Below are 25656 nucleotides of genomic sequence, written 5' to 3' on the forward strand. Positions count from 1 at the left end.
CGCCCGCGTGGGCGGGAGATGGCGCAATATAGCATCGCCATTGCGCCGATCCGCCGCCACGCAGCCCGGTCAGGCGCGCTGGCAGTGCGGACAGAAATAGGTGCTGCGCTGCCCCTGGCGCAACAGACGCACGGGCGTACCGCACTGGCGACACGGCAGGCCCGCGCGGCCATAGACATTGGCCTCCAATTGGAAATGCCCGGCGCTGCCGTCGGCGCTGGAGAAATCACGCAGCGTGCTGCCGCCCCGCTCCACCGCGCGCGCCAGCACCTCGCGGATTGCACCGTGCAGACGCCGGGCACGCTGGGGGCCGATCGCGCAAGCGCGGGTGGTTGGCCGGATGCCCGCGAGGAACAGCACCTCGCAGGCATAGATATTGCCCACGCCCACGACCACCGTGCCAGCGAGCAGCAGTTGCTTGATGGGCGTGCGTTTGGCGCGCAGCCCCGCGTGGAAGGACTCGAAGGCGAAGTCCTCGCCCAGCGGCTCCAATCCCCACCCATCGAGCAGCTTGCGTGCACGGGGATCGGACTCACCCGCCGCCCAGACCACGGCGCCGAAGCGCCGCGGGTCGTGCAGCCGCAGCGTGCCGTGGTCCGTTATCAGTTCGAAATGATCGTGGGCGCCGCGCGCGGGCAGATCGCGTGCAAAGCGCAAGCTGCCCGACATGCCCAGGTGAATGAGCAGCAGCCCTTCATCCAGATCCAGCAACAGGTATTTGCCGCGCCGGCGCACGCCGCACACCCGCCGTCCGACCAATACTGCGGGCTCCATGCCCAGCGGCCAGCGCAGGGGCTTGCCCACCGCAATGCCGCAGACAGTCGCGCCCTCGATCGCGCCCGCGAAGCTGCGCCGCGTGACTTCCACCTCCGGCAGCTCAGGCATCGCAATACTCGTCAAGAAGTTCAAGAGCCATGGATTATTATGGGCCGATGGTGCAATCTCTTCGTTTCAGGGCTGTCGCACTGGCATGTTGGGCTGCGGCGAGCATGCTGCCGGCCATGGCCCAGACGCCTGCCCAGTCCACCGTCCCCGCCCCTCCAGCCGAGCTGGAAGATACCGATGCGGCTGCCAGCGACGATGCAGCCGCCTTGAATGCCGAGCTGTTCTACGAATTGCTGTTGGGCGAGATGACCACCAGCCGGGGCGACCCCGGCACCGGTTATGCCCTGATGCTGGACGCTGCACGCCGCAGCGGCGACCCACAGTTGTACCGCCGCGCCACGGAGATCGCCCTGCAGTCGCGCTCGGGCGAATACGCCTTGATGGCCGCGCGCGCGTGGAAGGAGGCCCTGCCGCAGTCGCGCGATGCCAATCGCTACATGCTGCGCATCCTAGTCTCCCTCAATCGCATCGGCGATAGCGCCGAACCCTTGAAGCAGGAATTGAGCACCGCGCCGACGCGCGACAAGATATCCACCATCCGCGCACTGCCTCAGCTCTATGGCCGTGCCAGCGACAAGGCACTGGCCGCGCAGGTGGTGCGCCAGGCCCTGCAGGCAGAACTGAACCACCCGGCCATCGGCCCCATTGCCTGGACCACCGTGGGGCGCATGGACCTGGCAGCCAGCGACAAGGCGGGCGCCCTGGAGGCGGCGAGCCAAGCCCATGCACAAGACCCCGCCGACGATGGCGCCGCCATGCTGGCGCTCGAGCTGCTCGCAGAGGGCGTCACGCAGGCGGAGCCGCTGCTCGCGGGTTACCTGGCCGGCAAGCCCCTGCCCGAAGTCCGCATGGCCTACGCACGCCTGCTGCTGGAGTCTCAGCGCCTGGCCGACGCACAGTTCCAGCTGGATGCAGTCAATCGCGAACAGGCCGACATGCCCGAAGCCTGGTTGTTGCAGGCGTCGCTACACCTGCAAGGCGGACGGCTGGAGCAGGCGGAGGAAGCACTGCGGCGTTTTACCGGCTTGCTCGAAGACCTGCCCGCCACGCCCCAACGCAAGCGCGCGCTCACCCAGGCATATCTGATGCACGCGCAAGTAGCGGAGAAGCGTGGCGACTACGCCGGGGCCGAAGGTTGGCTTTCGCGCATTGAAGATGCCGCCGAACTGCTCACGGCTCAAAGCCGCCGCGCTGCACTGCTCGCACGCCAGGGCAAATTGGAAGAGGCGCGCGCATTGATCCGCGCCGTGCCCGCAAGCACCCCGGATCAGGAACGCCTCAAGTTGCAGGCCGAAGCCCAGTTGCTGCGCGAAGCAAAACAATATGCACAGGCCTACACGGTCCTCGGCAAGGCCGTAGCGCTGGCGCCCGCGGACAACGACCTCGCCTACGACCAAGCCATGCTGGCGGAAAAGGCGGGCCGCCTCGACGACATGGAACGCCTCTTGCGCGCCATCATCGCCCGCCAACCCGACTACCACCACGCACTCAATGCCCTGGGTTTTTCCCTCGCAGAGCGGGGCGTGCGTCTGGAGGAAGCCAAGGCGCTCATCGTCAAAGCGCTTGAGTTTGCACCGAACGATCCGTTCATCACCGACAGTCTGGGCTGGGTGGAATTCCGCCTGGGCAACCGCCAGGAAGCGCTGACCATCCTGAAACGCGCCTACGAAACACAACCGGACGCAGAGATAGCAGCCCACATCGGCGAAGTTCTGTGGTCTCTGGGACAGCATGATCGCGCGCGTGACATCTGGCGCGAGGGCCTGCGTATCAACAAAGACAACGACACACTCAAGGGCACGCTCGACCGGCTGGGAGTGCGTCTGTGAGCCAGTCGCAACTGGCGGCTGACCACCGCCCTCTGCGCGGCCGGCTGGTGCTCGGGATAGTTGCAGCGGCAACCCTGGTCGCCTGCGCGCAGCCGCCACGCCCTGCGGATGCCAGCCCGGACCATTGGTCCGGCCGGCTGGCCGTTCAGGTGGAAGACGATGCAGGCCAATCCTTCAGTGCCGGTTTTGAATTGAAGGGCCACCCCTCTGCGGGAGAGCTCACTCTGATCAACCCGCTGGGCAACATCATCGCGCGTGTGGAATGGACTCCGCATCGCGCCGTGCTGGTCCAGGGGCAGGAGCGCAGGGAGGCTGCCTCACTGCAGACCCTGGTACATGACCTGACCGGCAGCGACCTACCCATTTACGCGCTTTTCAGCTGGCTGAAGGGCGAAGCCCTCCAAGTCGCCGGCTGGCGCACCAACCTCGATGCCCTGCAGCAGGGGCGCTTGTCGGCCACGCGCGAGCAGCCGCTGCCTCGCACTACGCTGCGCATTGTCTTGAGCCTCTGACCGCTTTCCATGCAAGCCCTGTACGACGTGCCGGCGCCGGCCAAACTGAACCTGTTTCTGCATGTCACGGGTCGCAGGCCCGATGGCTATCACCTGCTGCAGTCGGTCTTCATGTTGATCGATTGGTGCGATGTTCTGCATTTCGAGGTGCGCGGCAATGGGGCCGTCACACGTGAAGACCTTACCAGCGCCCTGCCTGCGGACGATCTGGTCGTGCGCGCCGCACGTGCGCTGCAAAAGGCCACCGGTTGCCCGCAAGGGGTACATATCGGCGTCTCTAAACACATCCCCGCACAAGCCGGCTTGGGTGGCGGATCTTCGGACGCGGCCAGCACGTTGCTGGCACTCAACCGCCTGTGGAAGTTGAAACTGTCACGGCAGCAGTTGCACTCGATCGCCCTGACGCTGGGCGCCGATGTTCCGTTTTTTTTGTGCGGCGCAAGCGCCTGGGTCGAGGGAATTGGTGACATAATTCGCCCTCTTGAGTTGGAGCACCAACTTCCGCCTGCGGCTTTCGCGGTGGTCAAGCCCGAAGCGGGGCTGGATACGAGAATGATTTTTTCGCATCCCTCCCTTAAACGTGATTCGAGTTGTGCTACAATTTCAGGCTTTGCTGCAACACACTACCAATTTGGAAGTAATGACCTGCAGCCAGTCGCACAGGCCTTGTGCCCTGAGATTACGCAAGCCATCAATTGGCTTGAATCAAAAGGGTTGCAAGGACGCATGACAGGCTCTGGAAGTGCAGTGTTTGCACAAATCACACACGCTGTCGATCTGCACGATGCACCCGCTGCATGGCATGTCAAAGTGTGTGAAAATCTAAAGTCTCATCCGCTAGCGGATTGGGTTTTTGGATGAAAAGATACTGGGTGAGCTGACGCAAGACAGCTGACCTGCGTAGGGGAGTCGCCAAGTTGGTTAAGGCACCGGATTTTGATTCCGGCATGCGAGGGTTCGAGTCCTTCCTCCCCTGCCAAAGATTATTTCCCACACGGGATTTAAATTCAGACGGCTGAGTCGCTCATGCAAACCAATCCCCCCGACTTCGTGGTTTTCACGGGCAATGCCAACCCTGGATTGGCTGCCGAGATCGCTCAAAATCTTGGCACCACTCTCGGCGCCATTGATGTGGGCCGGTTCTCCGACGGCGAAGTCACCGTCGAAATCAAGCAAAACGTCCGCGCCCGCGATGTATTCGTGGTGCAGTCGACCTGCGCGCCGACCAACGAGAACCTGATGGAACTGCTGATCATGGTCGACGCGCTCAAGCGCGCCTCGGCCGAACGCATCAGCGCCGTGATTCCCTACTTTGGTTACGCTCGCCAGGACCGCCGTCCGCGTTCCACACGCGTTCCGATCTCCGCCAAGGTGGTGGCTAACATGCTGCAGGCAGTGGGCGTCGCCCGCGTGCTGACCATGGACCTGCATGCCGACCAGATCCAAGGTTTCTTCGACATTCCGGTGGACAACATCTACGCGTCGCCGGTGCTGCTGGGTGACCTGAACCAGAAGAAGTACGAGAACCTGATCGTGGTGAGCCCGGACGTGGGCGGCGTGGTGCGTGCACGCGCCCTGGCCAAGCAGCTCGGCACCGATCTGGCCATCATCGACAAGCGCCGCCCCAAGGCGAACGTGTCGGAAGTCATGCACGTGATCGGCGACATCGAAGGCCGCAACTGCGTGATCATGGACGACATGATCGACACCGCCGGCACGCTGGTGAAGGCCGCCGAAGTGCTCAAGGAACGCGGCGCCAAGAACGTTTACGCCTATTGCACGCATCCCATTTTCTCGGGCCCGGCCATCGAGCGCATCGCACAAGGCACGGCCCTCGATGAAGTGGTGGTGACCAACACGATCCCCCTGAGCGATGCCGCCAAGGGGTGTTCCAAGATTCGCCAGCTCTCCGTGGCGCCGCTGATCGCCGAAACGATCCAGCGCATTGCCAAGGGTGAGTCGGTGATGAGCCTGTTCTCCGACCAGGCTTGATGATCGCTCCGCCGCTGGCGGAGGTGTCACAGCCCCAAGCCTCCTTCGGGAGGCTTGCTTGTTCGGAGACAGCACGGGCCCATGCCATGGTGGCGTGCGGTCTTTATCAACAGGGCCAGGCTGGTCGCGGCCGGCCCCTTCAGGAGTTCAAACATGCAATTCGTCGCTTTTGAGCGCGCCAAGCAAGGTACGGGTGCGAGCCGCCGTCTGCGCATTTCGGGCAAGGCCCCCGGCATCGTCTATGGCGGCTCCGCCGAGCCCCAGCTGATCGAGATCGATCACAACGCCCTGTGGCACGCCCTCAAGAAGGAAGCGTTCCACTCCAGCATCCTGGACATGGAGCTGAACGGCCAAGTCACCAAGGTGCTGCTGCGTGACGTGCAGTACCACCCCTTCAAGCAGCAAGTGCTGCACGTGGACTTCCAACGCGTGGACGAGAAGACCCGCGTGCACCTGAAGGTGCCGCTGCACTTCGAAGGCGTCGAAGGCTCGCAGGCCGTGAAGGTGGAAGGTTGCACGGTGACCCCGCTGATCCATGAACTGGACGTGATGTGCATGCCCGCGCAACTGCCCGAGTTCATCAAGGTGGACCTGAGCGGCCTGACCTCCAAGTCCACCATGGGCCTGCAGTCCGTGAAGCTGCCCCACGGCGTGAAGGCCGTGGTGCGTGGTTCCAACAAGAACCCCGCCCTGGTGTCGATCAAGCTGCCCGAAGTGGTGGCCGACGCGACCGCAGCCGCAGCACCCGCAGCCGCACCCGCCAAGAAGGGCAAGAAGTAAGCACTTCTGCCGGGCCGTCGCCCTCAGGGGCGGCCTCTTGCGTCTCAACGGCCCACCTCGCGTGGGCCGTTGGCGTTTTGTGGCCCCCTGCAAGCGCACGTCGCGCCGCTTCAGGCGCGCCGGATAATCCCAACATGATCAAACTGTTTGTGGGCCTGGGCAACCCCGGCCCGGAGTACGAGGCCACACGCCACAACGCGGGTTTCTGGTGGATCGACGCGCTGGCGCGCGAACTCAAGGTCACCCTGGTCCCCGAGCGCAGCTACCACGGCCTGGTCGCGCGCGCCAGCGTTGCCGGCCACAGCGTCTGGCTGCTGCAGCCGCAGACCTTCATGAACCTTTCAGGCAAGTCGGTGGCGGCCCTTGCGCGCTTCTTCAAGATCCCGCCGGAGGAAATCCTCGTCGCACACGACGAATTGGACATTCCGCCCGGACAGGCCAAGCTCAAGCGCGGCGGCAGCCACGCAGGCCACAACGGGCTGCGTGACATCCACGCGCAACTGGGCACCAGCGACTACTGGCGGCTGCGCATCGGCATCGGCCACCCCGGCGTGAAGGCGGAGGTGGTGAACTGGGTGCTCAAGAAGCCCGCGCCCGACCAGCGCACGCTGATCGAGGACAGCATTCTTCATTCGCTCAAGGCCTACCCTGCCCTGCTCGCCGGTGACATGGACAAGGCCACGCTTCTCGTGCACACCACCAAGCCGCCCCGCCCCAAGCCCACACGCCCCGCTCAGGCGCAGGCCGCACCACAAACGGGCCTAGATTAACTATTATTTAGATAGCTGGTAGCGCTTACCAGATAAGCGCTAGCGGCCCAAAAAGCCTCCAGGTTCAAGCCACTTTCGGTGGCTTCAGGCGCTGGAACTTCTGCCACAGCGTCTCGCGGCTTTCCTGGTGGGCCGGGTTGACCGGAATGCAGGCCACGGGACAGATGGCCACGCACTGGGGCTCATCGAAATGGCCCACGCATTCGGTGCACTTGGAGGGTTCGATCTCGTAATGCTCCTGGCCCAGGAAGATGGCCTCGTTGGGGCATTCGGGCTCGCACACGTCGCAGTTGATGCACTCGTCCGTGATCATCAACGCCATGGCGCAACTCCCTTGCGGCACATGGCGCAATGCGGTGACAGGCGGGCGGTGAACAGCATCCTGCAATTATCCGCCCACCCCTGTGCCCCCGTGGGGATGGCCGCCATGCGCCCGCGGTTTTTGTCCTATGCTCGGTCCACCACCGCCCCGGCCGCGCGCCGCAGCCTTCACTCCCATGGCCCTGTTCTTCCTCCAACGCCTCGCCACTTTGATCGCCACGCTGCTGGGCGCGTCGGCCGTGGTGTTCGTGGTGCTGGAGGTCCTGCCGGGCAACGCGGCCGAAGTGCTGCTGGGGCCTGACGCCGCACCCGAGGCCGTGGCCGAGCTCGCCGCCCGGCTGGGCCTGGACCAACCCGCGCTCGTGCGTTATGGGCAGTGGCTGGGTGGACTGCTCACGGGCCAGTTAGGGGACAGCCATGCCTACAGCGCGCCCGTGGCCGACCTGATCGGCGAGCGCCTGGCGCTGACCATTCCGCTGGCCCTGCTGGCCATGCTGCTGACCACCGCGCTGGCGCTGGCCGCTGGCGTGTATGCGGCATCGCGCCACAACCGCCTGGGCGACTGGGGAGTGATGGGGCTGGCGCAACTGGGCATTGCCATTCCCAACTTCTGGTTTGCCATCCTGCTGATCCTGCTGTTTTCGGTACAGCTGCAATGGTTCTCGGCCGGGGGCTTTCCCGGCTGGAGCGCCGAAGCCGGCGGCGGCGTGCTGCCCGCGCTGCAGGCCCTGCTGCTGCCCGCCGTGGCCCTGGCCGTGGTGCAGGCCGCCATCCTGGCGCGCATCACGCGCTCCGCCGTGCTGGACGTGCTGCGCGAGGACTTCGTGCGCACGGCGCGCGCCAAGGGGCTCTCGCAACGCGCGGCGCTGTGGGGCCATGTGCTGCGCAACGCCATGATCCCCGTGGTGACGGTGATGGGCCTGCAGTTCGCCAACCTGCTGGCCGGCACCATCGTGGTGGAGAACGTGTTCTACCTGCCCGGGCTGGGCCGGCTGATCTTCCAGTCCATCGCCAACCGCGACCTGGTGGTGGTGCGCAACTGCGTGATGCTGCTGGCGGCCATGGTGGTGGTGGTGAACTTCGTGGTGGACCTGCTGTACGCGGCCATCGACCCGCGCGTAAAGGCCCGCGGTCTATGAGCGCGCTGCCGGCCTTCCCCGCGCCCAGCCCCCACACGCCGGCGTTCTGGCGCCGTGCGCTGCGCCACCCCAGCTGCGCGATCGGTGCCGTGCTCACGCTGGCGCTGGTGCTCTCCGCCCTGCTCTCCTTCGTCTGGACGCCATGGCCGCCTTATGAGATGGCGATGGATGCCGCCCTGCAGCCCCCCGGCGCGCAGCACTGGCTGGGCACCGACGCCTACGGGCGCGACGTGGCCTCGCAGCTGCTCGTGGGCGCGCGCGCGTCCATCGCGGTGGGCGTGATTGCCGTGGGCATCGGCCTGGCGCTGGGCGCCGCGCTGGGGCTGCTGGCAGCGGCGCGCGGCGGCTGGGTGGAGGAAGCCGTCATGCGCCTGGCGGACTTCACCTTCGCGTTCCCCGCGCTGCTGCTGGCCATCATGCTCACGGCCGTTTTCGGCCCCGGCATGGTGAACGCCATCATCGCCATCGGCATCTTCTACATACCGACTTTTGCCCGCGTCACGCGCGCATCGGCCAAGGCGGTGTGGGCGCGTGAATACATCCTGGCGGCGCGCGCCTGCGGCAAGGGCCCATGGCGCATCACCTTCGAGCATGTGCTGCCCAACATCGCTTCGGTGCTCATCGTGCAGGCCACGATCCAGTTCGCGCTGGCGATCCTCGCCGAGGCCGCGCTTTCGTACCTGGGCCTGGGCACGCAGCCCCCGCAACCGTCGTGGGGACGCATGCTGGCCGAGGCCCAGACCCTCATGTTCCAGGCGCCGCTGCTGGCCGTGTGGCCGGGCGTGGCGATTGCGCTGGCGGTGCTGGGCCTGAACCTGCTGGGCGACGGGCTGCGCGATCTGCTGGACCCCCGACTGTCCCGCCAGCGATGACACCAGCGCACGCACCTCCCTCCCCTGCGCCATTGCTGGACGTGCAGCAACTGGCCATCACGCTGCGCACGCCGCTCGGCCCGGTGCGCGCCGTGCATGACGTGGACTTCGCCCTGCAGCCCGGCGCAACGCTGGGGCTGATCGGCGAATCGGGCTGCGGCAAGTCCCTTACCGCGCTCGCGCTCATGGGCCTGCTGCCTGAAGGCGCGCGCGTGCAGGGCCGCATCCGCCTGGACGGGCAGGAACTGCTGCCGATGACCGAGCCCCAGTGGTGCCGGCTGCGCGGCGACCGCATCGGTATGGTGTTCCAGGAACCCATGACCGCGCTCAACCCCGTGCACACCATCGGGCGGCAGGTGGCCGAGCCGCTGCGCCTGCACCGCGGCCTGTCCGCCCGGCAGGCGCACGCCGAGGCCGTTGCGTTGCTGGAACGTGTGGGCATCGCGCAGGCCGCGCAGCGGCTGGACGCCTACCCGCACCAGTTCTCGGGCGGGCAGCGCCAGCGCATCACCATCGCCATGGCGCTGGCCTGCGGGCCGCAGCTCCTGATTGCCGACGAGCCCACCACGGCGCTGGACGTGACGCTGCAACGCCAGATCCTGGAGTTGATCCAGGGTCTGGTGGCCGAGCGCGGCATGGCGCTGATCCTCATCTCGCACGACCTGGGCGTGATCGCGCAGAACGTGCAGCGCACGCTGGTGATGTATGGCGGCACGGTGGTCGAGGCCGGCCCCACGCGCGAAGTCTTCCGCACGCAGGCCCATCCCTACACCCGCGGCCTGTTCGCCGCACGCCCGCAGTGGGGCTCCGCACGCGTACGCGGTGCACGCCTGCCCACGATCGCTGGCACCGTGCCCGACCTGGCCGATCTGCCGCCGGGCTGCCCGTTCGCTGGGCGCTGCCCGCTCACCGTGCCCGACTGCCACGCCGCCCTGCCGCCCGCCACGGCGCTGGGCCCGAGCCACATGGCGCGCTGCATACGGCTGGGGGAGAGCGCGTGAACACTATCAATTCAATAGCTGCCAGCGCTTTCCCTACAAGCGCTACAGGCCATTTCGACCCAAATGCACCCCTTTTGCGCGTACGCGGCCTGCAGCGGGACTATCCGCTGCCCCGCACACGGCCGTGGGGGCCGCGCGCGCAGGTGCAGGCGCTGCGGGGTGTGGACCTGGACATCACCACCGGCCGCAGCCTGGGCGTGGTGGGTGAATCGGGCTCGGGCAAGTCCACGCTGGCGCGCCTGGTGATGGCGCTGGACACGCCCAGCGCCGGCAGCGTGCACCTGCTGGGGCGCGACCTGCACCGGTTGCCCGCGCACGCGCTGCGCGCCGCACGGCGCGACTTCCAGATGGTGTTCCAGGACCCCTACGGCTCGCTGGACCCGCGCCAGACGGTGGAGCGCATCGTCACCGAGCCGCTGCAGGCCCTGGGAAGCGCCACACGCGCCGAACTGCGCGAGCAGGCCGCCGCCGTGTTGCAGCAGGTGGGCCTGCGCGCGGGCGATGCCCACAAGTACCCGCACGAATTCTCGGGCGGCCAGCGCCAGCGCATCGCCATCGCGCGCGCGCTCATCACGCGGCCGCGCCTCATCGTGGCCGACGAGCCCGTGAGCGCGCTGGACGTATCCGTGCAGGCCCAGGTGCTGAACCTGCTGCAGGACCTGCAGGAGCGCCTGGGCGTCACCTACCTGCTCATCAGCCACGACCTGGCCGTGGTGCAGCACCTGTGCGACGAGGTGCTGGTGCTGCACGAGGGGCGCGTCGTGGAGCGCGGCGCGCCGCACACGCTGTTCAGCACGCCGCAACACCCCTACACGCAGGCGCTGGTGGCCGCGGTACCGCGCATCGCGCTCTAGCCGCACGGCGCCAGCGCGCCACGCCCGGCCGCGCCCTGTAGTAAAAAGCAGAGCACAACCCGCCGCACGCATTCCACCCGTCCAAGGAGATCCCGCCCATGTTCACCCGCCGTACCGCCCTCGCCTCCGGCGCCCTGGCCACCGCCGCGCTGGCCACGCCGCTGCACGCGCTGGCGCAAGGCAAGAAGGACGCCGTGACCCTGGCCCTCGCCCTGGAGCCGCCGGGGCTGGACCCCACGGCCGGCGCGGCGTCCTCGATTGCCGAGGTCACGCTCTACAACATTTACGAGACGCTCACCAAGATCAACCCGGACGGCAGCGTCTCGCCGCTGCTGGCCGAGAGCTGGGAGGTCTCGCCCGACCTCAAGACCTACACCTTCCGCCTGCGCAAGGGCGTCACGTTTCACAACGGCGAGCCGCTCAATGCCGCAGCCGTGAAGTTCTCCTTCGACCGCGCGGGCGGCGACAAGAGCACCAACAAGGACAAGCGCAGCTTTGCCAACCTGAGCACCCAGGCGGTGGACGAGTACACCGTGGTGGTGCTCAACAAGGACATCGACCCCGACCTGCTGTTCGTGCTGGGCCAGGCCACGGCCATCATCGTGGAACCCAAGAGCGCCGCCACCAACGCCACCAAGCCCGTGGGCACGGGGCCCTACAAGCTCGCCGGCTGGAGCCGCGGCGCCTCCATCACGCTGGCCGCATGGCCGGGGTGGCGCCAGCCGTCCAGCATCCGCATCCGCCGCGCCACGTTCCGCTTCATTCCCGATGCGGCGGCGCAGGTGGCCGCGCTGCTGGCGGGCGACGTGGACGCCTTCCCGCGCGTCACGCCGCGCAGCATGGCGCAGTTCAAGAACAACCCGCGCTTTCAGGTAGTGGTGAGCGGCTCGCGCGCCAAGACCATCCTCGCGATCAACAACGCGCGCAAGCCCTTGAACGACGTGCGCGTGCGCCGCGCCATCGCCGCCGCGATCGACCGCAAGGCCATCATCCAGGGCGCGGCCGACGGCCTGGGCGTGCCCATCGGCAGCCACTACGTGCCCGGCGCCTTCGGCTATGTGGACACCACGGGCATCAACCCGCATGACGTGGAGAAGGCCAAGCGCCTGCTGGCCGAGGCCGGCGTGAAGACACCCCTTACCCTCACCATGACGCTGCCGCCGGCGCCCTACGCACGCCAGGGCGGCGAGCTGATTGCCTCACAGCTCGCCAAGGTGGGCATCGTTGCCAAGCTGCAGAACGTGGAGTGGGCCCAATGGCTCAGCGGCACCTACGGCAACAAGAACTACGACCTGACGCTGATCTCGCACGTGGAGCCGTTCGACCTGGGCAATTTCGCCAAGCCGGACTACTACTGGGGCTACCACTCCGAACAGTTCGACGCGCTGTACGAGAAGATCCAGAACGCCGCGCGCCCCGCCGACCGCGCCCGCCTGCTGGGCGACGCGCAGCGCCTGCTGGCCGAGGACGCGGTGCACGCCTTCCTGTACCAGCCGCAATGGGTCACCGTGGCCCACAAGCAATTGCGCGGTCTGTGGAAGGACATGCCGGTGTTCGTCAACGACCTGTCGGCATTGCACTGGGCATAAGGAGCTGGCGCGTGCTAGCGCCAGCCCCCTCGGCACGGCCACTTCCGCCCGGGTGGAACTGCCGTTCTCTCCACACCGCCTCCGCGATGACACAAGGATCGCCATGACGCAATTGCACGAGCTGTCCGCCAGCGAACTGCTCGCCGGCTACCGCAGCCGCCAGATCTCTCCGGTGGACGCGTTGCTCGACGTGCTCAGCCACGTCGCGCGGTGGGAGCCCCACCTGCAGGCCACCTACCTGCTGCGCCCCGAGGCTGCGCTGGCCCAGGCCCGCCAGAGCGAGGCCCGCTGGCTGCGCGGCGCCCCCTGCGGCCCGCTGGACGGCGTGCCGGTCACCCTCAAGGACAACATCGCCACGCAGGGCGATCCCACACCGCTGGGCACCGCGGCGCTCCCCCTGGTGCCCGCCGCGGCCGACGCACCGCCTGCGGCCCGTCTGCGCGAGGCGGGCGCCGTACTGCTGGCCAAGACCACCATGCCCGACTACGGCATGCTGTCCTCGGGGCTGTCGAGCTTTCATCCGCTGGCGCGCAACCCCTGGGACCTGTCCAAGGGCCCGGGCGGCTCCAGCGCCGGTGCGGGCGCGGCGGCGGCGGCGGGCTACGGGCCGCTGCACGTGGGCACGGACATCGGCGGCTCGCTGCGCCTGCCGGCCAGCTGGTGCGGCATCTTCACGCTCAAGCCCAGCCTGGGCCGCATTCCCATCGATCCGCCCTACACCGGCCGCGCGGCCGGCCCCATGACGCGCGGCGTGGAGGACGCCGCGCTGATGATGCAGGTGCTGTCGCAGCCCGACGCGCGCGACAGCATGAGCCTGCCAGCACAGCCCATCGACTGGCTGCGGCTCGCGCCCGGCACGCAGCGCCTGCGCGGCCTGCGCCTGGGGCTGCTGCTGGACGCGGGCTGCGGCCTGGCTACCGATCCCGAGGTGCGCGCCGCCGTGCAGGCCGCCGCGCAGCGCCTGGCCGATGCGGGCGCCATCGTCGAGCCCATGGAGCCGTTCCTCACGCGCGCCATGCTGGACGGCATGGACCACTTCTGGCGCATGCGCTCGCACATGGACATGCGCACGCTCACCGTCGAGCAGCGGGGCAAGGTGCTGCCCTACATCCGCGCCTGGGCGGATAGCGCCGCCACGCTCAGCGCGGCCCAGGTGTACGAGGCCAGCCAGCAGTTCCACGCCACGCGCGTAGCCACGGTGCGCGCCTGCGCGGGGTACGACTACGTGCTTTCGCCCGTGGCGCCCATCACCGCCTTCGCGGCCGAGCTGCCCTCGCCCACCGACGACCCGCTGCGGCCGCTGGAGCACATTGCCTTCACCGTGCCGTTCAACATGTCGGAGCAGCCGGCCGCGTCGGTCAACTGCGGCTACAGCGCCAGCGGCCTGCCCATCGGGCTGCAGATTGCCGGACAGCGCTTTGACGACCTGGGCGTACTGCAACTGGCCCACGCCTTCGAGCAGTTGCGCGGCGCGCAGCGGCCCTGGCCCGCGCCGCCCGCGCCTTGAAGGCACGAGCCAAAATGGCCTCCAGCGCTTGATAGACAAGCGCTAGCAGCTATAAAAAGTGAAGTATCAGCGCTCGGCTGTGGCCAGCCGCACGGCCAGGCCCAGGAACACCAGGCCCGCCACGCGGTTGAGCATGCGCTGCGCGCGCGCCGAGCGCTGCAGCAGCGCGCCGAACGCCCCGCTGAAGCATGCGATGGCCCCGAACACCAGGAACGTGGCCAGCATGAACACCACCCCCAGCACCAGGATCTGCCGCGCCATGCCGCCGCGCGCGGGGTCGGCAAACTGCGGCAGGAAGGCCAGGAAGAAGATCAGCACCTTGGGGTTGGTCAGGTTCATCACCACACCGCGCCCCACCATGCGCAGTGCACCACCGGGCACACGGGCGCCCGGCGCCATCGCCGCGCCCGTAGCGGGCGCCTCCTCGGGCACGCTGGCCGGCGCCCGCAACGCCCCCCAGGCCAGATAGGCCAAATAGGCGGCGCCGCAGAACTTGAGCACCGTGAACGCCACGGCCGACGCGGCAAACACGGCCGCCAGTCCCAGCGCCACGGCCGTGGTGTGCCCCACCAGCCCCAGGCACAGCCCCAGCACCACGCACATGCCCGCGCGCCAGCCGCGCTGGGCCGACTGCAGCAGCACGAACAGGTTGTCGGGCCCCGGCGTGAGCGCCAGCAGCACGGAAACACCAAAGAACGCGACAAGGGTTTCGATCGAAGGCATGGGACGGTCTGAGGGTGGGACAGAGAACCGCCGGAGCGGCGGCGCACCATTCTGCACCGCGCACACGGCGGGCGCGTGCGCAGGCACGACAATCGACGGTTTCGCCCGCTTTTCACGGACTTGTCTGCCATGGACTTTTTATTCGTGGTGGCCCTCGCGGCCACCGGCGCCTACATGCTCAACACCCAGCAGCAGCGCCGGCGCATCGTGCTGCTGGCGCAGCATCTGCAGCCCTACCAGATCGAACGGCTCATGGAGACACTGACCCAGGGCTACCTGCGCGCCATGGGCGAACAGGACCCCGAGCGCCGCCAGCAGGTGCTGAACCTGCTGGCCAGCAGCGAGGCACAGTTGAGCGAACAGTTTGAGCGCTTTGCGGCGGACTTCCGCCGCGTGCCCGCACCGCTGGCGCGCGCGAGCCGCCTGGCGCTGGGCCTGCCGTTTGCCACGCAGTTGCTGCCCGCCGCCACCTTCGACATGCGCGAGGCCATTGACGTGCACGCGCGCGGCATCGCCCGCGTGGCGCGCAACGACGTCGGCCTGTCGCCGCGCGACAAGGCCTTCACCATGACGGCCGAGCTGCTGCTGATGCAGCACACCTGCCACTGGTTCTGCAAGTCCAAGACCGTGGCATCGGCCCGCACGCTGGCGCGCCACCAGACGCCGCACGCCCAGCTGGTGGCTGCGGTTTCGCCGGAAACGCGCGCCGCCTACCTCGCCCTGACCGGCCCAGCGCGCTGAAGCGCGGCGGGCGCGGCAACTCGCGCCCCCGTCCTACCCTGCCGGCGCCGGCGCCCGGTTCCAATCAACCAGCCCATGAATACCCTCCCCACCGACAACGATCCCGTCCAGGCCTGGATGGCGCTGGGCGTGCAAAGCGCCATCCTTGCGCGCACCATGCCCGCCGTGCGGCACGACCTGGCGGGGCCGCTGTCGGCCATGCGCATGGCGGCCACCGTGCTCAAACGCCGGCTCGGTACGGGCGAGTTGCCGCCCGCACAGGCAGTGGAGCGGGTGGAGCAGTTCGAAGGCCACCTGACCCGCCTGGCCGACAGTGCCAAGCGCCTGCGCCATTGGGACCTGCCCGCGCAGGACAGCGCTCAGCCCCTGGCGGCCGTGGCCGCCCAGGCGGTTCAGCTGGCCCGGCCGCTGCTGGCCATGCGCGGCACCGACCTGCAAGCGCCCGGCCCGTTGCCCGAGACGCCCGTCGCGGCACACACCACCCTGTGCCTGCTGCTGGGCGCCCTCTATCACCTGGCGGAAACGGGCTCCCCGCCTCCCGCACGCATCACGCTGCAGGCCGCGCAAGGCCGCAGCGGCCTGCGGGTACAGGCGGACGGACAGGCAGACGCCGGCCTGGCGGCATTCGCCTCCCAGCCAGTCCCGCCACTGGATGCCGCTGCGCTGCTCTGCCTGGCGCGGCATGGCGGCGCGCATGTGCAATGCGGCGCAGGCTGGGTGGAGCTGGACGCGGCACCTGCACGACCAGACGTTACGCCGTGACGATCCAGCCCTCCAGCGGGTCCATGTCGGGCGGCAGGCCGTAGCGCAGGTCGCCCTGCTGCCGGCAGCGCCATGCCCATGCGGCCTGCAGCAGGCACAGCACCGCATCCACGCGGTCGCCGCTGCCGTCGTCCAGCAGTGCCGCGCGCTGCGCGGCATCCACTGTCAGGCGCAGGCCCAGGCGGGTGTCGCCGCACTCCAGGCGGCGCAGCAGTTCCGTGCGCGCCGCGTGCCGGTCGGCCGTCTGGCGCGCACGCGCGTCGCTCTTGTAGCTGCGCCGCCCGATCAGCTCGCGCGCCAGCAGGCCGGGGTAGGCCTCCAGCGCCACGCGCCGCGGGTCCCCGGCATGCAGGCCAGGCAGGTGCACGCCGGCCTCCAGCAGCAGCGGCACGCCCGCATGCAGCATGTAGGCCACGGGTGGGTTCACCCATTTCATCGACGGGCTGGAGCCCGCGGGACGGTCCGTGGCGCGGTGGGCCAGCTTGGCGCCGGCAGGGCGCGCGGCGCAGAACGCGGCAAAGGTTTCACGCACTTGCGCGCGCGTGAGGCCGCGGTAGTGCGCGATGCTGCTCGCCCATTCGAGCGGCCAGCCGAGTCCGGTGAGCAGTTCGCGGGGCAGGCCGAAGGGCAGATCGAAGCCGCCCACCCACGCGCGCGGCGCGGCCAGCCATCGGCCGAAGGCGGCGAGCGTATCCAGCGGCTGCAGGTCTTGCAGCACCACGCTGCCGCCCTGCAGCGCGCCCAGCGCCAGCACGATGGGCTTGCGCCGGCTGGGACTGCTGGAAAAATCGCACCCTACCAGCAGCATTGCAGCCAGGGCCTGTTCACACTATTTTTGCCAGTGCGAAGGGCGTGAAAACCGCGCCAATCTAGGCGCGTGACGACGCCAAGGCCGGGGCCTTGGCTAGGAGGGCAAGGACGCGTGGCGCGGTTCTCACTCCGGCCCCCTCGGGTTGCGATCAAAACGGGACATTCGCGGCGGTGCCAAGCCGCGCTGGGGTCACACCCCAGCTTCGTTTGGCGCCTTGCGCCTGGCCCCTTTTGATCGCAACGCATCTGGCAAAAACAGTGTGAACAGTCCCTAGCCCAGCGCCAGCGCCACCACGCCGGCGGCAATCAGCAGCGCCCCCGCCAGGCGCGCGGCGCGGTCGCCCTCGTCCAGCAGGTGCCCGCCGATGAGCGCCGCGAACAGCATGGAGACCTCGCGCGCCGGCGCCACGTGGGCCATGGGCGCCTCCTGCATGGCAAACAGCACCAGCACGTAGGCGATCGGGCTCACCACGGCCACCAGCAGCGCAAAGCGCCACTGCCCGGCCCACAGGCGCGCCGTCTCGGCGCGGTTGCGCAGGGCCACGGGGGCGAGCACTGCCACGCGCACGAAGTTGCCCATGTAGTCCACCAGCACGGGCGACAGCAGCATGGCCTTGACGGCGTAGCCGTCCACCACGGTATAGCTGGCGATGAAGATGCCGGTCAGCACGCCATAGCGCAGGCCCGCGCGCACACGCAGGCGCGCCTGGGGGTCGTGCGCCGCGCGCAACAGCCCGGGGCCGCCCGCAATCAGGAAGACGCCGCCCACCACCGCCACGATGCCCAGCACGCCCCAGGCGGACAGCCGCTCGCCCAGCAGCGTGACGGCCACCAGCGCGGTCAGCAGCGGCCCCGTGCCCCGCGCCAGGGGGTAGACCACGGTGAGGTCGGCCTTGCGGTAGCCGCGCAGCAGGATCACGTAGTACAGCACGTGCAGCACGCCGCTCAGGGCCACGATGGCCCACTCGCGCGCGCCCCACAGCGGCACGGCGTCACGCCCGAGCCACCAGCCCAACGGCGCCCACACCAGCATCATGAGCACCGAGGTGAAGAAGGCGAAACGCGCATCGCCGCCGGCCTTCTTGGCGGCGATGTTCCAGCCGGCGTGGATCAGGCCGGCGAGGAGGATGAGTGCGAAGGCGTTGAGCGACATGAAGGGCCCGCCGCCGCAGCGCCTCGCGGCCGGCTGCGGCGTTCAGGAGGTGGTCGGCGGCATCAGTGCGCCACGGCGGCACCGGCATGCGCCAGACGTGCGCCGCCCGGCAAGCGCCTGGACCGGCAGCACCGCCCCGCCATACTGACGGCGCCCCCGTCCTGCACGACGCGCGGGAGTCGGGGACAGCGGCGCAAGCCGCTCAGGGGGCTGTCCACCCTCAGGCCCGGCCGATGATGCTGGCCGTGGCCATGAGTTCTTCGAGCAGCGCGAACGACACCTTGCCCGAAGCTGCATAGGGGTCGAACTCGGGCCGCTCGGAATACTTGAGCACGATGGAGTGGTTGAGCTTGGTCAGGTTGACCTGGCCCATGGTCCAGCCGCCAAAGCGGCGTTCGGTGATTTCCTCGAAGGCCAGCAATTCCACGTCCTTGTGGCGCGGGTCGCGCTGGATGTGGCCGTACAGGTCGCTGACGGCCGAGCGCCCGCCTTCGATGGCCTGCAGGAAGATGCCGCCGCCGTAGCACAGCACGCCTGTGATGCCACTGGCGGGGTTGTGCTGGCGCGACTGGGTGAGGATGGCCTCGATGGCCTCGGACGAGGTATCGACGGCACGGCTGACGTAGAGAAGACGGACCAGCATGGGTCAGCTCCTTCGGGGAATGAGGGCCAGGAATTCGCGGCGCAGCGTGGGGTTGGTGAGGAACACCCCGCGCATCACCGAGTTGATCATCTTGCTGTCCATCTCGCGCACACCGCGCCAGGACATGCAGAAGTGGCTGGCCTCCATGACGATGGCCAGCCCGTCGGGCTGGGTCTTTTCCATGATGAGGTCGGCCAGCTGCACCACGGCCTCCTCCTGGATCTGGGGACGCCCCATGACCCAGTCCACGAGGCGCGCGTACTTGGACAGGCCGATCACGTTGGTGTGCTCGTTGGGCAGCACGCCGATCCAGATCTTGCCGATCACCGGGCAGAAGTGGTGGCTGCAGGCGCTGCGCACGGTGACGGGGCCGACGATCATCAGCTCGTTCAGGTGCTCGGCGTTGGGAAACTCGGTGATCGCCGGCGGCTGCACGTAGCGGCCCTTGAAGACCTCGTTGAGGTACATCTTGGCCACCCGGCGCGCCGTGGCCTGCGTGTTGTGGTCGCCCGCTGTGTCGATGACCATGCTGTCGAGGACGCCCTGCATCTTGGCCTCGACCTCGTCCAGCAGGCGCTCCAGCTCGCCGGGCTGGATGAACTCCGCGATGTTGTCGTTGGCATGGAAGCGCCGGCGCGCCGCGTTCAGCCGTTCGCGAATCTTGACGGAGACGGGCGTGCCCTCGTCGGGCGCGGCGCCGCTCAGGGGTGCTGGGGGTTCTGAAGACATGGCGGCATGGTACCAGCGAATGCCGATCCAGGCTTTATAAGCCTTATATGCCTCTAGCGCTTATGGGGCAAGCGCGAGCAGCTATCCAAACAATAGCAATATTTTCCCACCGGCAGGGGCGCGGCATTCAGTAGCGGTTGCCCGTCACCCACAGGGCCGCGCGCATGATGCCGAAGGCGATGCGGTCCAGCGCGCGCTCGCGCCAGGGGCGTTCGGCGTAGCGCTGCGGGTCAAGCTGGCGGCCCTCGTGGGCCATGGCGTGGCGCAGCCGCTTGCGCAGGTCCTGGGCAAAGGGGGCGTCGCGCACGATCACATTGGCCTCGCGCGCCAGCAGCAGCGACAGCGGGTCCAGGTTGGACGAGCCCACCGTGGCCCAGGCGCGGCGGCTGTCCGCGTCGATCACCGCCACCTTGGCGTGCAGGAAGCTGGGCGCGTATTCATGAATCTCCACGCCCGCCGCCAGCAGCGTGCCGTACACCGGCCGCGCTGCGTGGTATTGCATGAAGTATTCGTACCGCCCCTGCAGCAGCAGCTGTACGCGCACACCGCGCCGCGCCGCCAGCACCAGCGCGCGGCGCAGCTTGCCACCGGGCACGAAGTAGGCGTTGGCGATGATGACCTCATGCCGCGCGCGGGCAATGGCGCGCAGGTAGGCGCGCTCGATGCGTGCACGGTTGCGCACGTTGTCGCGCAGCACCAGCTCGGCGCGCATGCCCCGCGTACGGCTCTCGGCGCGCCGCGCCGCCAGACGTGCGGCGCTGGCGGCGCGCAGGTCGGCCAGGGCCAGCGACAGGCGGCGCTGGCGTACGTCGCGCACCGCGCGCATGCGCAACCACAGTTGCTCCATGGTCTCGCTGGCCTGCTGCACCAGGCTGCCCTCGGCGCGCACGGCAAAGTCAAAGCGCGGTGCGGTGAGCGCGCCGTGGTTGGGGTCGTGGTAGTCGTCCAGCACGTTGATGCCGCCGCAGTACAGCACGCAGCCATCCACCACGCACAGCTTGCGGTGCAGCCGGCGCCAGCGCATCGGCAGCAGCAGGCCCAGCGGGCCGAGCGGCGAATACACCTGTACGTGCACGCCGGCCTGCACCATGCGGGTGCGCCAGGGCTCGGGCAGCCGCCCCGTGCCCACGCCGTCCAGCGCCAGGTGCACGCGCACGCCGCGCCGGGCTGCGCGCATCAGCGCCTCGGCCACGTCGGCGCCCGCGCCAGTGCAGTCAAAGATGTAGGTCTCGAACTGGATATCGGACAGCGCCGCATCCATCTCGGCGATCAGCGCCGGGAACAACTCCTGCGTGCCCTGCAGCAGCTGGATCTGGTGGTCTCGGCCGGTAGCGTGCGCGCGCGTGGGGGCGACCATGGAATCAGAGCTTGAACTCTGCGATCAGCGGCAAATGGTCCGACATGCGCCACCAGATCCGCCCACGTGGCACCTGCAGCCCCAGCGGGGTAAGGCCCCGCACGTACACATGGTCCAGCTGCACCATGGGCAGACGGGCGGGGTAGGTGAAGGCCTGGGGCGCATCGTCGTACTCGAAGAGCCCGAAGCCCGCAAGCATGCGCTTGATCTGCAGTCCCCAGTCGTTGAAGTCGCCCGCGACGACCAGCGGGGCATCCTCGGGCACCTCGCGCGCGATGAAGCGCTGCAGCTGCGCCACCTGGCGGATGCGGCTGCCGGGCACCAGGCCCAGGTGCACCACGATGGCATGCACCCGGCGGCCCTGTATCTCCACCTCCACATGCAGCAGGCCACGCTGCTCGAAGCGATGGTCGGAGATGTCCTCGTGCTGGTGGCCGATCACCGGCCAGCGCGTGAGCAGCGCGTTGCCGTGCTCTCCGTGGCGCGTGAAGGCATTGGTGCGGTAGATGGCTTCGTAACCTTCGGGGGCCAGGTACTCGGCCTGCGGCACATGGGGCCAACGCTCGAAGTAGCTGGCCTCCTTGCGGTTCATCCTGCGCACCTCCTGCAGGCAGACGATGTCTGCATCGAGCTGCTCGACCGCCAGGCCCAGATTGTGGATCTCCAGCCGGCGCGCGGGGCCCAGCCCCTGCACACCCTTGTGGATGTTATAGGTCGCTACGCGCAGGATGCCGGAATGCTCGGCAGGCAGTTCGATCGGTGTTGCGGTCATCGTCCAACGAATCGTGGCAGCCAGAGTATGGCCTCGGCATTGGAAGGCGAGTAGCAGCGGTCCGCGGCTTCGCGCCAGCCCATCCAAGCATATGCCGTGTGTTCGCGCGGATTCAAGGCCACTGGCGTCTGCGCCGGCACGCACAGGCCGAAGACACGCTCGGTATTCAGGCAGACACCCGGCGCGTAGCGGTGCCGCCATTGCGGGTAGATGGTGTAGATGTTCTCCATGCCCCAGTCGCGCAGCGCGCAGCCCGCAGCGGCGGCCTGGATGCCGGTTTCCTCCGCCGCCTCGCGCGCGGCGGTGACGGCCCAGTCCTCGCCCGCAAAATCCTTGCTGCCGGTGACCGATTGCCAGAAATCTTCGGCCGAGTCGGCACGGCGCAGCAGCAGCACGTCCAGCGCAGGCGTGTGCACCACCACCAGCACGGATTCGGGAATTTTGTACATGGCGCCGTCCCTGTGCATGCGCGCTGCGCTAGCGGCTCGGCACCGGCGGCGGCAGGGGCTTGGCTTGCAGCGCCCGCACCTGCTCCACCAGGGCGTTGTGCGTATCCAGGAAGGCGGCGGCAACCACCTTGGCTTCGTTGGTGTTGCTCCAACCTGCCCCGGATGCGCCCCCCAGCCGCCCGATCATGATGCCGCCGATGCCCAGATCGGTGGTGCGGGCTGCGCCCGTGGCGGCAGCCACCTGTTCGGTGGTTTCGTTGTCCGACAGCAGTAGCGCCGTCTGCGCCTCCTTGAACTTCACCTGCTCGGCCAGGCCGATCAGGCCGGCCAGATCGCGCAGCACCGGAATCATGCCCATGATGCCTGCCAGGCCGCGCCCGGCATCGCTTTCGCTGAAGGTTAGGCTGGGAGTGAGCGTGTACTGCGCCTCATAGCCGCGCCCCTTGGCCACGGTCGAGTTGGGGCGCAGCACGCCGGATTCACGCAATTCGCTCTCCTGTACCGTACCACGCAGCCCCGCGCCACGATCCATCACGCGAAAGCAGCCGCTTTGTTGCACCATGAGCTTGATCAGGGGCACGGGCGAGGTGGGCAGGTTGTAACCACCCGTGGCATAGCCGTGGGGACTCTCGGCCAGCGCCACGGTGGCCACCGGGCTGTCGCAGCGCAGCAGCTCGCGCGCGGCGTTGCGCGGGCCCTGGGGCCCGGCCGAGCCAGTGACCACCGAACCGCCTTCGCCCAGCTCGGTTTTCTTCTCGCCGCAAGCCGATACCCCCAGCGCCACGCACAGCAGCAAACCGGTATGGGACAGCCGTCGAAACAGCATGCGCATGGTCTCCCTCCAAGAGCTTGTGGACACGTTATGGCAAACAAAAACGGCAGGCACGTGAACGCGCCTGCCGCTTAGGTGTCGGAGCCCGCGCGCTCCTCAGTGGGCTGCAGGCAGCGGGTTGCGCAGGCGGATGTGCAGTTCGCGCAGCTGCTTTTCGTCCACAGGCGAAGGGGCCTGGGTCAGCAGATCCTGGGCGCGCTGGGTCTTGGGGAAGGCGATCACGTCGCGGATGGACTCGGCTCCCGTCATCAGCGTGATCAGGCGGTCCAGGCCGAAGGCCAGGCCGCCGTGCGGAGGCGCGCCGTACTGCAACGCGTCCAGCAGGTAGCCGAACTTGGCGCGCTGGTCTTCCGGGCCGATATTGAGCGCCGCAAACACCTTGGCCTGCACATCAGCGCGGTGGATACGCACCGAGCCGCCGCCCAGCTCCCACCCGTTCAGCACCATGTCGTAGGCCTTCGCAATGCACTTGCCGGGGTCGGTGTCCATGAGGTTCTCATGGCCGTCCTTCGGCGACGTGAAGGGGTGGTGCACGGCCACCCAGCGGTCTTCTTCCTCGTCATGCTCGAACATGGGAAAGTCCACCACCCACAGCGGCGCCCAGCGGTTCTCGAACAGACCATTCTTCTTGCCGAATTCGCTGTGGCCGACCTTCAGGCGCAGTGCGCCGATGGCGTCGTTGACGATCTTTTCCTTGTCGGCGCCAAAGAACAGCAGGTCGCCGTCCTGCGCGCCCGTGCGCTGGAGCACTTCGGCCAGTGCGGCGTCATGGATGTTCTTGACGATGGGCGACTGCAGGCCGTCACGGCCCTTGGTCTTATCGTTGACCTTGATGTAAGCCAGACCCTTGGCGCCGTAGATCTTCACGAACTCGGTATAGCCGTCGATCTCGCCGCGCGACAGGCCGCCCTCTTCACGGGCGCCACCGGGCACGCGCAGGGCCACCACACGGCCGCCCTTCATGTTGGCGGCGCCGGAGAAGACCTTGAAGTCCACGTCCTTCATGACATCGGTCAGCTCGGTGAATTCGAGCTTCACGCGCAGGTCAGGCTTGTCGGAGCCGAAGCGGTGCGCTGCTTCCTGGTAGGTCATGGTGGGGAATTCGCCCAGGTCCACGCCCAGTTGCTGCTGGAACACTTCCTTGATCATGCGCTGGAAGATGGCGCGGATCTCTTCCTCATTCAGGAACGAGGTCTCGCAGTCGATCTGCGTGAACTCGGGCTGGCGGTCGGCGCGCAGATCCTCGTCGCGGAAGCACTTGGTGATCTGGTAGTAGCGGTCGTAGCCGGCCACCATCAGCATCTGCTTGTAGAGCTGGGGCGACTGCGGCAGCGCGAAGAACTGGCCGTCGTGCACGCGGCTGGGCACGAGGTAGTCGCGCGCGCCTTCGGGCGTGCTCTTGCCCAGCATGGGCGTCTCGATGTCGATGAAGCCTTCCTTGTCCAGGAAGTTGCGCACCTGGATGGCCGTCTTGTAGCGCAGCATCATGTTGCGCTGCATGTACGGGCGGCGCAGGTCCATCACGCGGTGCGTGAGGCGCGTGGTTTCCGACAAGTTGTCGTCGTCCATCTGGAAGGGCGGCGTCACGGACGGGTTCAGGACGTTGAGCTCCTGGCACAACACCTCGATCTTGCCGCTCTTGAGGCTGTCGTTGGTCGTGCCTTCGGGGCGCGCGCGCACCAAACCCTTGACCTGCACGCAGAACTCGTTACGGACATCCTCGGCCACCTTGAACATCTCGGGACGATCAGGGTCGCAGACCACCTGCACATAGCCTTCGCGGTCGCGCAGGTCGATGAAGATCACGCCGCCATGGTCGCGGCGACGGTTCACCCAGCCCGACAGGGTGACGGTTTGGCCCAAGAGGGCTTCGGTCACAAGACCGCAGTAGTGGGAGCGCATGGCCATGGATCAGTCTTCCTGCGTCCTCGTGGGACGCGACGATGGTTGTTCTTTCCACCCACTCGGCGCACAGGCACGGGCGGGCGACGACGGTTTTCTTATGGAGCGGGTTCCGTGGCAACGGGGTCGGGTGGCGACACCACCCCCATCGACACAATGTACTTGAGGGCCGCATCGATGCTCATGTCCAGCTCGATGCAGTCGCTCCTGCGCATGAGCACGAAGTACCCGCCCGTGGGATTGGGCGTGGTGGGCACGTAGACGCTCACATACTCGTCACGCAGGTAAGCCGCCACCTCGCCGCTGGGCGCGCCGGTGATGAAGGCCACCGTCCACACCCCCTCGCGCGGCCACTGCACCAGCACGGCGGTGCGAAAGGCGTTGCCGCTTTCAGAGAACAGCGTGTCGGAAACCTGCTTGACACTGGAGTAGATCGAACGCACCACGGGAATGCGGCTGACCAGACGGTCGCCCCACTCCACCAGCTTGCGCCCCGCGAAGTTGCTCGCCAAGGCCCCCACCACCAGCAGGATGCTGAGCGTGAGCAGCACCCCGAAGCCGGGGATGTGAAAGCCCAGCAGTTTGTCTGGCTGCCAGGAGCCCGGCAGGATGGCGAGGGTCTGATCCAGGGTACTCACGATCCAGCTCAACACCCATGCGGTGATGACGCCGGGCACGATGACCAGCAGACCCGTGAACAGCCACTTGCGCAAGGCAGCCATGCGAGTTATC

General features: G+C 67.9%; 27 protein-coding genes and 1 tRNA gene. 15 read left to right on the forward strand and 13 right to left on the reverse strand.

The genetic code is table 11. The features are described 5' to 3' along the window. Positions 1 to 69: 69 nt before the first annotated feature. Positions 70 to 885, reverse strand: coding sequence for a bifunctional DNA-formamidopyrimidine glycosylase/DNA-(apurinic or apyrimidinic site) lyase (gene mutM, locus BA022_RS10835; RefSeq protein WP_088887502.1), 816 nt, complete (start codon positions 883 to 885; stop codon positions 70 to 72). Between the two features lie 29 nt (positions 886 to 914). Between mutM and BA022_RS10840 the strand changes: the two genes are divergently transcribed. The 7 genes from BA022_RS10840 to pth all read left to right on the forward strand — a co-directional run bounded on the left by BA022_RS10840 (position 915) and on the right by pth (position 6768). Beyond that, complete coding sequence (locus BA022_RS10840) at positions 915 to 2714, forward strand: tetratricopeptide repeat protein (protein ID WP_088887503.1); 1800 nt, start codon at positions 915 to 917, stop codon at positions 2712 to 2714. After that, on the forward strand, positions 2711 to 3226 hold the full coding sequence (locus BA022_RS10845) for an outer membrane lipoprotein LolB (protein WP_088887504.1): 516 nt from the start codon (positions 2711 to 2713) through the stop codon (positions 3224 to 3226). Before BA022_RS10840 ends, BA022_RS10845 begins: the two co-directional genes overlap by 4 nt. A gap of 9 nt (positions 3227 to 3235) precedes the next feature. Continuing rightward, positions 3236 to 4087, forward strand: coding sequence for a 4-(cytidine 5'-diphospho)-2-C-methyl-D-erythritol kinase (gene ispE / locus BA022_RS10850; protein ID WP_088887505.1), 852 nt, complete (start codon positions 3236 to 3238; stop codon positions 4085 to 4087). Positions 4088 to 4128: 41 nt separating this feature from the next. After that, a tRNA-Gln gene (locus BA022_RS10855) sits at positions 4129 to 4205 on the forward strand. 47 nt (positions 4206 to 4252) lie between these two features. Beyond that, positions 4253 to 5218: a ribose-phosphate pyrophosphokinase gene (locus BA022_RS10860; RefSeq protein WP_011804339.1), complete on the forward strand. Its 966-nt coding sequence runs from the start codon at positions 4253 to 4255 to the stop codon at positions 5216 to 5218. A 153-nt stretch (positions 5219 to 5371) separates the two neighbouring features. Next, the gene (locus BA022_RS10865) at positions 5372 to 5998 is read left to right on the forward strand and encodes a 50S ribosomal protein L25/general stress protein Ctc (protein ID WP_011804338.1); all 627 of its coding nucleotides are present in this window, start codon (positions 5372 to 5374) and stop codon (positions 5996 to 5998) included. Between the two features lie 134 nt (positions 5999 to 6132). After that, positions 6133 to 6768, forward strand: coding sequence for an aminoacyl-tRNA hydrolase (gene pth / locus BA022_RS10870; protein WP_088887506.1), 636 nt, complete (start codon positions 6133 to 6135; stop codon positions 6766 to 6768). A 64-nt stretch (positions 6769 to 6832) separates the two neighbouring features. Here pth and BA022_RS10875 read toward each other — a convergent pair whose 3' ends face one another. Next, a complete protein-coding gene (locus BA022_RS10875) occupies positions 6833 to 7090 on the reverse strand; it encodes a YfhL family 4Fe-4S dicluster ferredoxin (RefSeq protein ID WP_012655793.1) in 258 nt (85 codons plus the stop codon). 175 nt (positions 7091 to 7265) lie between these two features. Between BA022_RS10875 and BA022_RS10880 the strand changes: the two genes are divergently transcribed. From BA022_RS10880 to BA022_RS10905, 6 genes are all read left to right on the forward strand, one after another. Then, on the forward strand, positions 7266 to 8228 hold the full coding sequence (locus BA022_RS10880; protein WP_012655792.1) for an ABC transporter permease: 963 nt from the start codon (positions 7266 to 7268) through the stop codon (positions 8226 to 8228). Beyond that, on the forward strand, positions 8225 to 9100 hold the full coding sequence (locus tag BA022_RS10885) for an ABC transporter permease (protein ID WP_088887507.1): 876 nt from the start codon (positions 8225 to 8227) through the stop codon (positions 9098 to 9100). Before BA022_RS10880 ends, BA022_RS10885 begins: the two co-directional genes overlap by 4 nt. Beyond that, positions 9097 to 10101 (forward strand): ABC transporter ATP-binding protein, encoded by a 1005-nt coding sequence (locus tag BA022_RS10890; protein WP_088887508.1) that lies wholly within the window; start codon positions 9097 to 9099, stop codon positions 10099 to 10101. The genes BA022_RS10885 and BA022_RS10890 overlap by 4 nt, the downstream gene beginning before the upstream one ends. Next, the gene (locus BA022_RS10895) at positions 10098 to 10955 is read left to right on the forward strand and encodes an ATP-binding cassette domain-containing protein (protein ID WP_012655790.1); all 858 of its coding nucleotides are present in this window, start codon (positions 10098 to 10100) and stop codon (positions 10953 to 10955) included. Before BA022_RS10890 ends, BA022_RS10895 begins: the two co-directional genes overlap by 4 nt. Positions 10956 to 11053: 98 nt before the next feature. Next, positions 11054 to 12544, forward strand: a complete 1491-nt coding sequence (locus BA022_RS10900) for an ABC transporter substrate-binding protein (RefSeq protein ID WP_088887509.1) — start codon at positions 11054 to 11056, stop codon at positions 12542 to 12544. Positions 12545 to 12647: 103 nt separating this feature from the next. Next, complete coding sequence (locus BA022_RS10905; protein ID WP_088887510.1) at positions 12648 to 14051, forward strand: amidase; 1404 nt, start codon at positions 12648 to 12650, stop codon at positions 14049 to 14051. 66 nt (positions 14052 to 14117) lie between these two features. On the opposite strand, the gene BA022_RS10910 is transcribed toward BA022_RS10905, so the two are convergent. Next, the gene (locus BA022_RS10910) at positions 14118 to 14774 is read right to left on the reverse strand and encodes a LysE family translocator (protein ID WP_011804329.1); all 657 of its coding nucleotides are present in this window, start codon (positions 14772 to 14774) and stop codon (positions 14118 to 14120) included. Between the two features lie 129 nt (positions 14775 to 14903). Between BA022_RS10910 and BA022_RS10915 the strand changes: the two genes are divergently transcribed. Both BA022_RS10915 and BA022_RS10920 read left to right on the forward strand, forming a co-directional pair. Further along, positions 14904 to 15515 carry a hypothetical protein gene (locus tag BA022_RS10915; RefSeq protein WP_088887511.1) on the forward strand — a complete coding sequence of 204 codons (612 nt, stop codon included), beginning with the start codon at positions 14904 to 14906 and terminating at the stop codon, positions 15513 to 15515. 75 nt (positions 15516 to 15590) lie between these two features. Beyond that, positions 15591 to 16277 (forward strand): hypothetical protein, encoded by a 687-nt coding sequence (locus tag BA022_RS10920; protein WP_088887512.1) that lies wholly within the window; start codon positions 15591 to 15593, stop codon positions 16275 to 16277. On the opposite strand, the gene BA022_RS10925 is transcribed toward BA022_RS10920, so the two are convergent. From BA022_RS10925 to BA022_RS10970, 10 genes are all read right to left on the reverse strand, one after another. Continuing rightward, the gene (locus BA022_RS10925; RefSeq protein ID WP_088887513.1) at positions 16267 to 17085 is read right to left on the reverse strand and encodes a DUF429 domain-containing protein; all 819 of its coding nucleotides are present in this window, start codon (positions 17083 to 17085) and stop codon (positions 16267 to 16269) included. The genes BA022_RS10920 and BA022_RS10925 overlap by 11 nt on opposite strands. A 273-nt stretch (positions 17086 to 17358) precedes the next feature. After that, on the reverse strand, positions 17359 to 18240 hold the full coding sequence (locus tag BA022_RS10930; RefSeq protein WP_012655785.1) for an EamA family transporter: 882 nt from the start codon (positions 18238 to 18240) through the stop codon (positions 17359 to 17361). Between the two features lie 220 nt (positions 18241 to 18460). Next, positions 18461 to 18883: a BLUF domain-containing protein gene (locus BA022_RS10935; RefSeq protein ID WP_011804324.1), complete on the reverse strand. Its 423-nt coding sequence runs from the start codon at positions 18881 to 18883 to the stop codon at positions 18461 to 18463. Between the two features lie 3 nt (positions 18884 to 18886). After that, complete coding sequence (folE, locus tag BA022_RS10940) at positions 18887 to 19612, reverse strand: GTP cyclohydrolase I (protein ID WP_011804323.1); 726 nt, start codon at positions 19610 to 19612, stop codon at positions 18887 to 18889. A gap of 127 nt (positions 19613 to 19739) precedes the next feature. Beyond that, positions 19740 to 20969, reverse strand: a complete 1230-nt coding sequence (clsB, locus tag BA022_RS10945) for a cardiolipin synthase ClsB (protein WP_088887514.1) — start codon at positions 20967 to 20969, stop codon at positions 19740 to 19742. Positions 20970 to 20973: 4 nt separating this feature from the next. Continuing rightward, positions 20974 to 21741 (reverse strand): endonuclease/exonuclease/phosphatase family protein, encoded by a 768-nt coding sequence (locus BA022_RS10950; RefSeq protein ID WP_011804321.1) that lies wholly within the window; start codon positions 21739 to 21741, stop codon positions 20974 to 20976. Next, on the reverse strand, positions 21738 to 22190 hold the full coding sequence (gene nudB, locus BA022_RS10955; protein ID WP_103737776.1) for a dihydroneopterin triphosphate diphosphatase: 453 nt from the start codon (positions 22188 to 22190) through the stop codon (positions 21738 to 21740). The genes BA022_RS10950 and nudB overlap by 4 nt, the downstream gene beginning before the upstream one ends. 28 nt (positions 22191 to 22218) lie before the next feature. Next, on the reverse strand, positions 22219 to 23022 hold the full coding sequence (locus BA022_RS10960) for a curli production assembly/transport component CsgG (RefSeq protein WP_088887516.1): 804 nt from the start codon (positions 23020 to 23022) through the stop codon (positions 22219 to 22221). Between the two features lie 96 nt (positions 23023 to 23118). Then, on the reverse strand, positions 23119 to 24930 hold the full coding sequence (gene aspS / locus BA022_RS10965; RefSeq protein ID WP_088887517.1) for an aspartate--tRNA ligase: 1812 nt from the start codon (positions 24928 to 24930) through the stop codon (positions 23119 to 23121). A 92-nt stretch (positions 24931 to 25022) separates the two neighbouring features. Then, positions 25023 to 25646, reverse strand: coding sequence for a DUF502 domain-containing protein (locus tag BA022_RS10970; protein ID WP_011804317.1), 624 nt, complete (start codon positions 25644 to 25646; stop codon positions 25023 to 25025). Positions 25647 to 25656 lie beyond the last annotated feature (10 nt).

The sequence above is a fragment of the Diaphorobacter nitroreducens genome, assembly GCF_002214645.1.
GTDB lineage: Bacteria > Pseudomonadota > Gammaproteobacteria > Burkholderiales > Burkholderiaceae_C > Diaphorobacter > Diaphorobacter nitroreducens.

Coding starts and splice junctions, on each gene's coding strand:
- mutM (WP_088887502.1), bottom strand. CDS start 885: ATGCCTGAGCTGCCGGAGGTGGAAGTCACGCGGCGCAGCTTCGCGGGC.
- BA022_RS10840 (WP_088887503.1), top strand. CDS start 915: ATGGATTATTATGGGCCGATGGTGCAATCTCTTCGTTTCAGGGCTGTC.
- ispE (WP_088887505.1), top strand. CDS start 3,236: ATGCAAGCCCTGTACGACGTGCCGGCGCCGGCCAAACTGAACCTGTTT.
- BA022_RS10860 (WP_011804339.1), top strand. CDS start 4,253: ATGCAAACCAATCCCCCCGACTTCGTGGTTTTCACGGGCAATGCCAAC.
- BA022_RS10865 (WP_011804338.1), top strand. CDS start 5,372: ATGCAATTCGTCGCTTTTGAGCGCGCCAAGCAAGGTACGGGTGCGAGC.
- pth (WP_088887506.1), top strand. CDS start 6,133: ATGATCAAACTGTTTGTGGGCCTGGGCAACCCCGGCCCGGAGTACGAG.
- BA022_RS10875 (WP_012655793.1), bottom strand. CDS start 7,090: ATGGCGTTGATGATCACGGACGAGTGCATCAACTGCGACGTGTGCGAG.
- BA022_RS10880 (WP_012655792.1), top strand. CDS start 7,266: ATGGCCCTGTTCTTCCTCCAACGCCTCGCCACTTTGATCGCCACGCTG.
- BA022_RS10885 (WP_088887507.1), top strand. CDS start 8,225: ATGAGCGCGCTGCCGGCCTTCCCCGCGCCCAGCCCCCACACGCCGGCG.
- BA022_RS10890 (WP_088887508.1), top strand. CDS start 9,097: ATGACACCAGCGCACGCACCTCCCTCCCCTGCGCCATTGCTGGACGTG.
- BA022_RS10900 (WP_088887509.1), top strand. CDS start 11,054: ATGTTCACCCGCCGTACCGCCCTCGCCTCCGGCGCCCTGGCCACCGCC.
- BA022_RS10905 (WP_088887510.1), top strand. CDS start 12,648: ATGACGCAATTGCACGAGCTGTCCGCCAGCGAACTGCTCGCCGGCTAC.
- BA022_RS10910 (WP_011804329.1), bottom strand. CDS start 14,774: ATGCCTTCGATCGAAACCCTTGTCGCGTTCTTTGGTGTTTCCGTGCTG.
- BA022_RS10915 (WP_088887511.1), top strand. CDS start 14,904: ATGGACTTTTTATTCGTGGTGGCCCTCGCGGCCACCGGCGCCTACATG.
- BA022_RS10920 (WP_088887512.1), top strand. CDS start 15,591: ATGAATACCCTCCCCACCGACAACGATCCCGTCCAGGCCTGGATGGCG.
- BA022_RS10925 (WP_088887513.1), bottom strand. CDS start 17,085: ATGCTGCTGGTAGGGTGCGATTTTTCCAGCAGTCCCAGCCGGCGCAAG.
- BA022_RS10930 (WP_012655785.1), bottom strand. CDS start 18,240: ATGTCGCTCAACGCCTTCGCACTCATCCTCCTCGCCGGCCTGATCCAC.
- BA022_RS10935 (WP_011804324.1), bottom strand. CDS start 18,883: ATGCTGGTCCGTCTTCTCTACGTCAGCCGTGCCGTCGATACCTCGTCC.
- folE (WP_011804323.1), bottom strand. CDS start 19,612: ATGTCTTCAGAACCCCCAGCACCCCTGAGCGGCGCCGCGCCCGACGAG.
- clsB (WP_088887514.1), bottom strand. CDS start 20,969: ATGGTCGCCCCCACGCGCGCGCACGCTACCGGCCGAGACCACCAGATC.
- BA022_RS10950 (WP_011804321.1), bottom strand. CDS start 21,741: ATGACCGCAACACCGATCGAACTGCCTGCCGAGCATTCCGGCATCCTG.
- nudB (WP_103737776.1), bottom strand. CDS start 22,190: ATGTACAAAATTCCCGAATCCGTGCTGGTGGTGGTGCACACGCCTGCG.
- BA022_RS10960 (WP_088887516.1), bottom strand. CDS start 23,022: ATGCGCATGCTGTTTCGACGGCTGTCCCATACCGGTTTGCTGCTGTGC.
- aspS (WP_088887517.1), bottom strand. CDS start 24,930: ATGGCCATGCGCTCCCACTACTGCGGTCTTGTGACCGAAGCCCTCTTG.
- BA022_RS10970 (WP_011804317.1), bottom strand. CDS start 25,646: ATGGCTGCCTTGCGCAAGTGGCTGTTCACGGGTCTGCTGGTCATCGTG.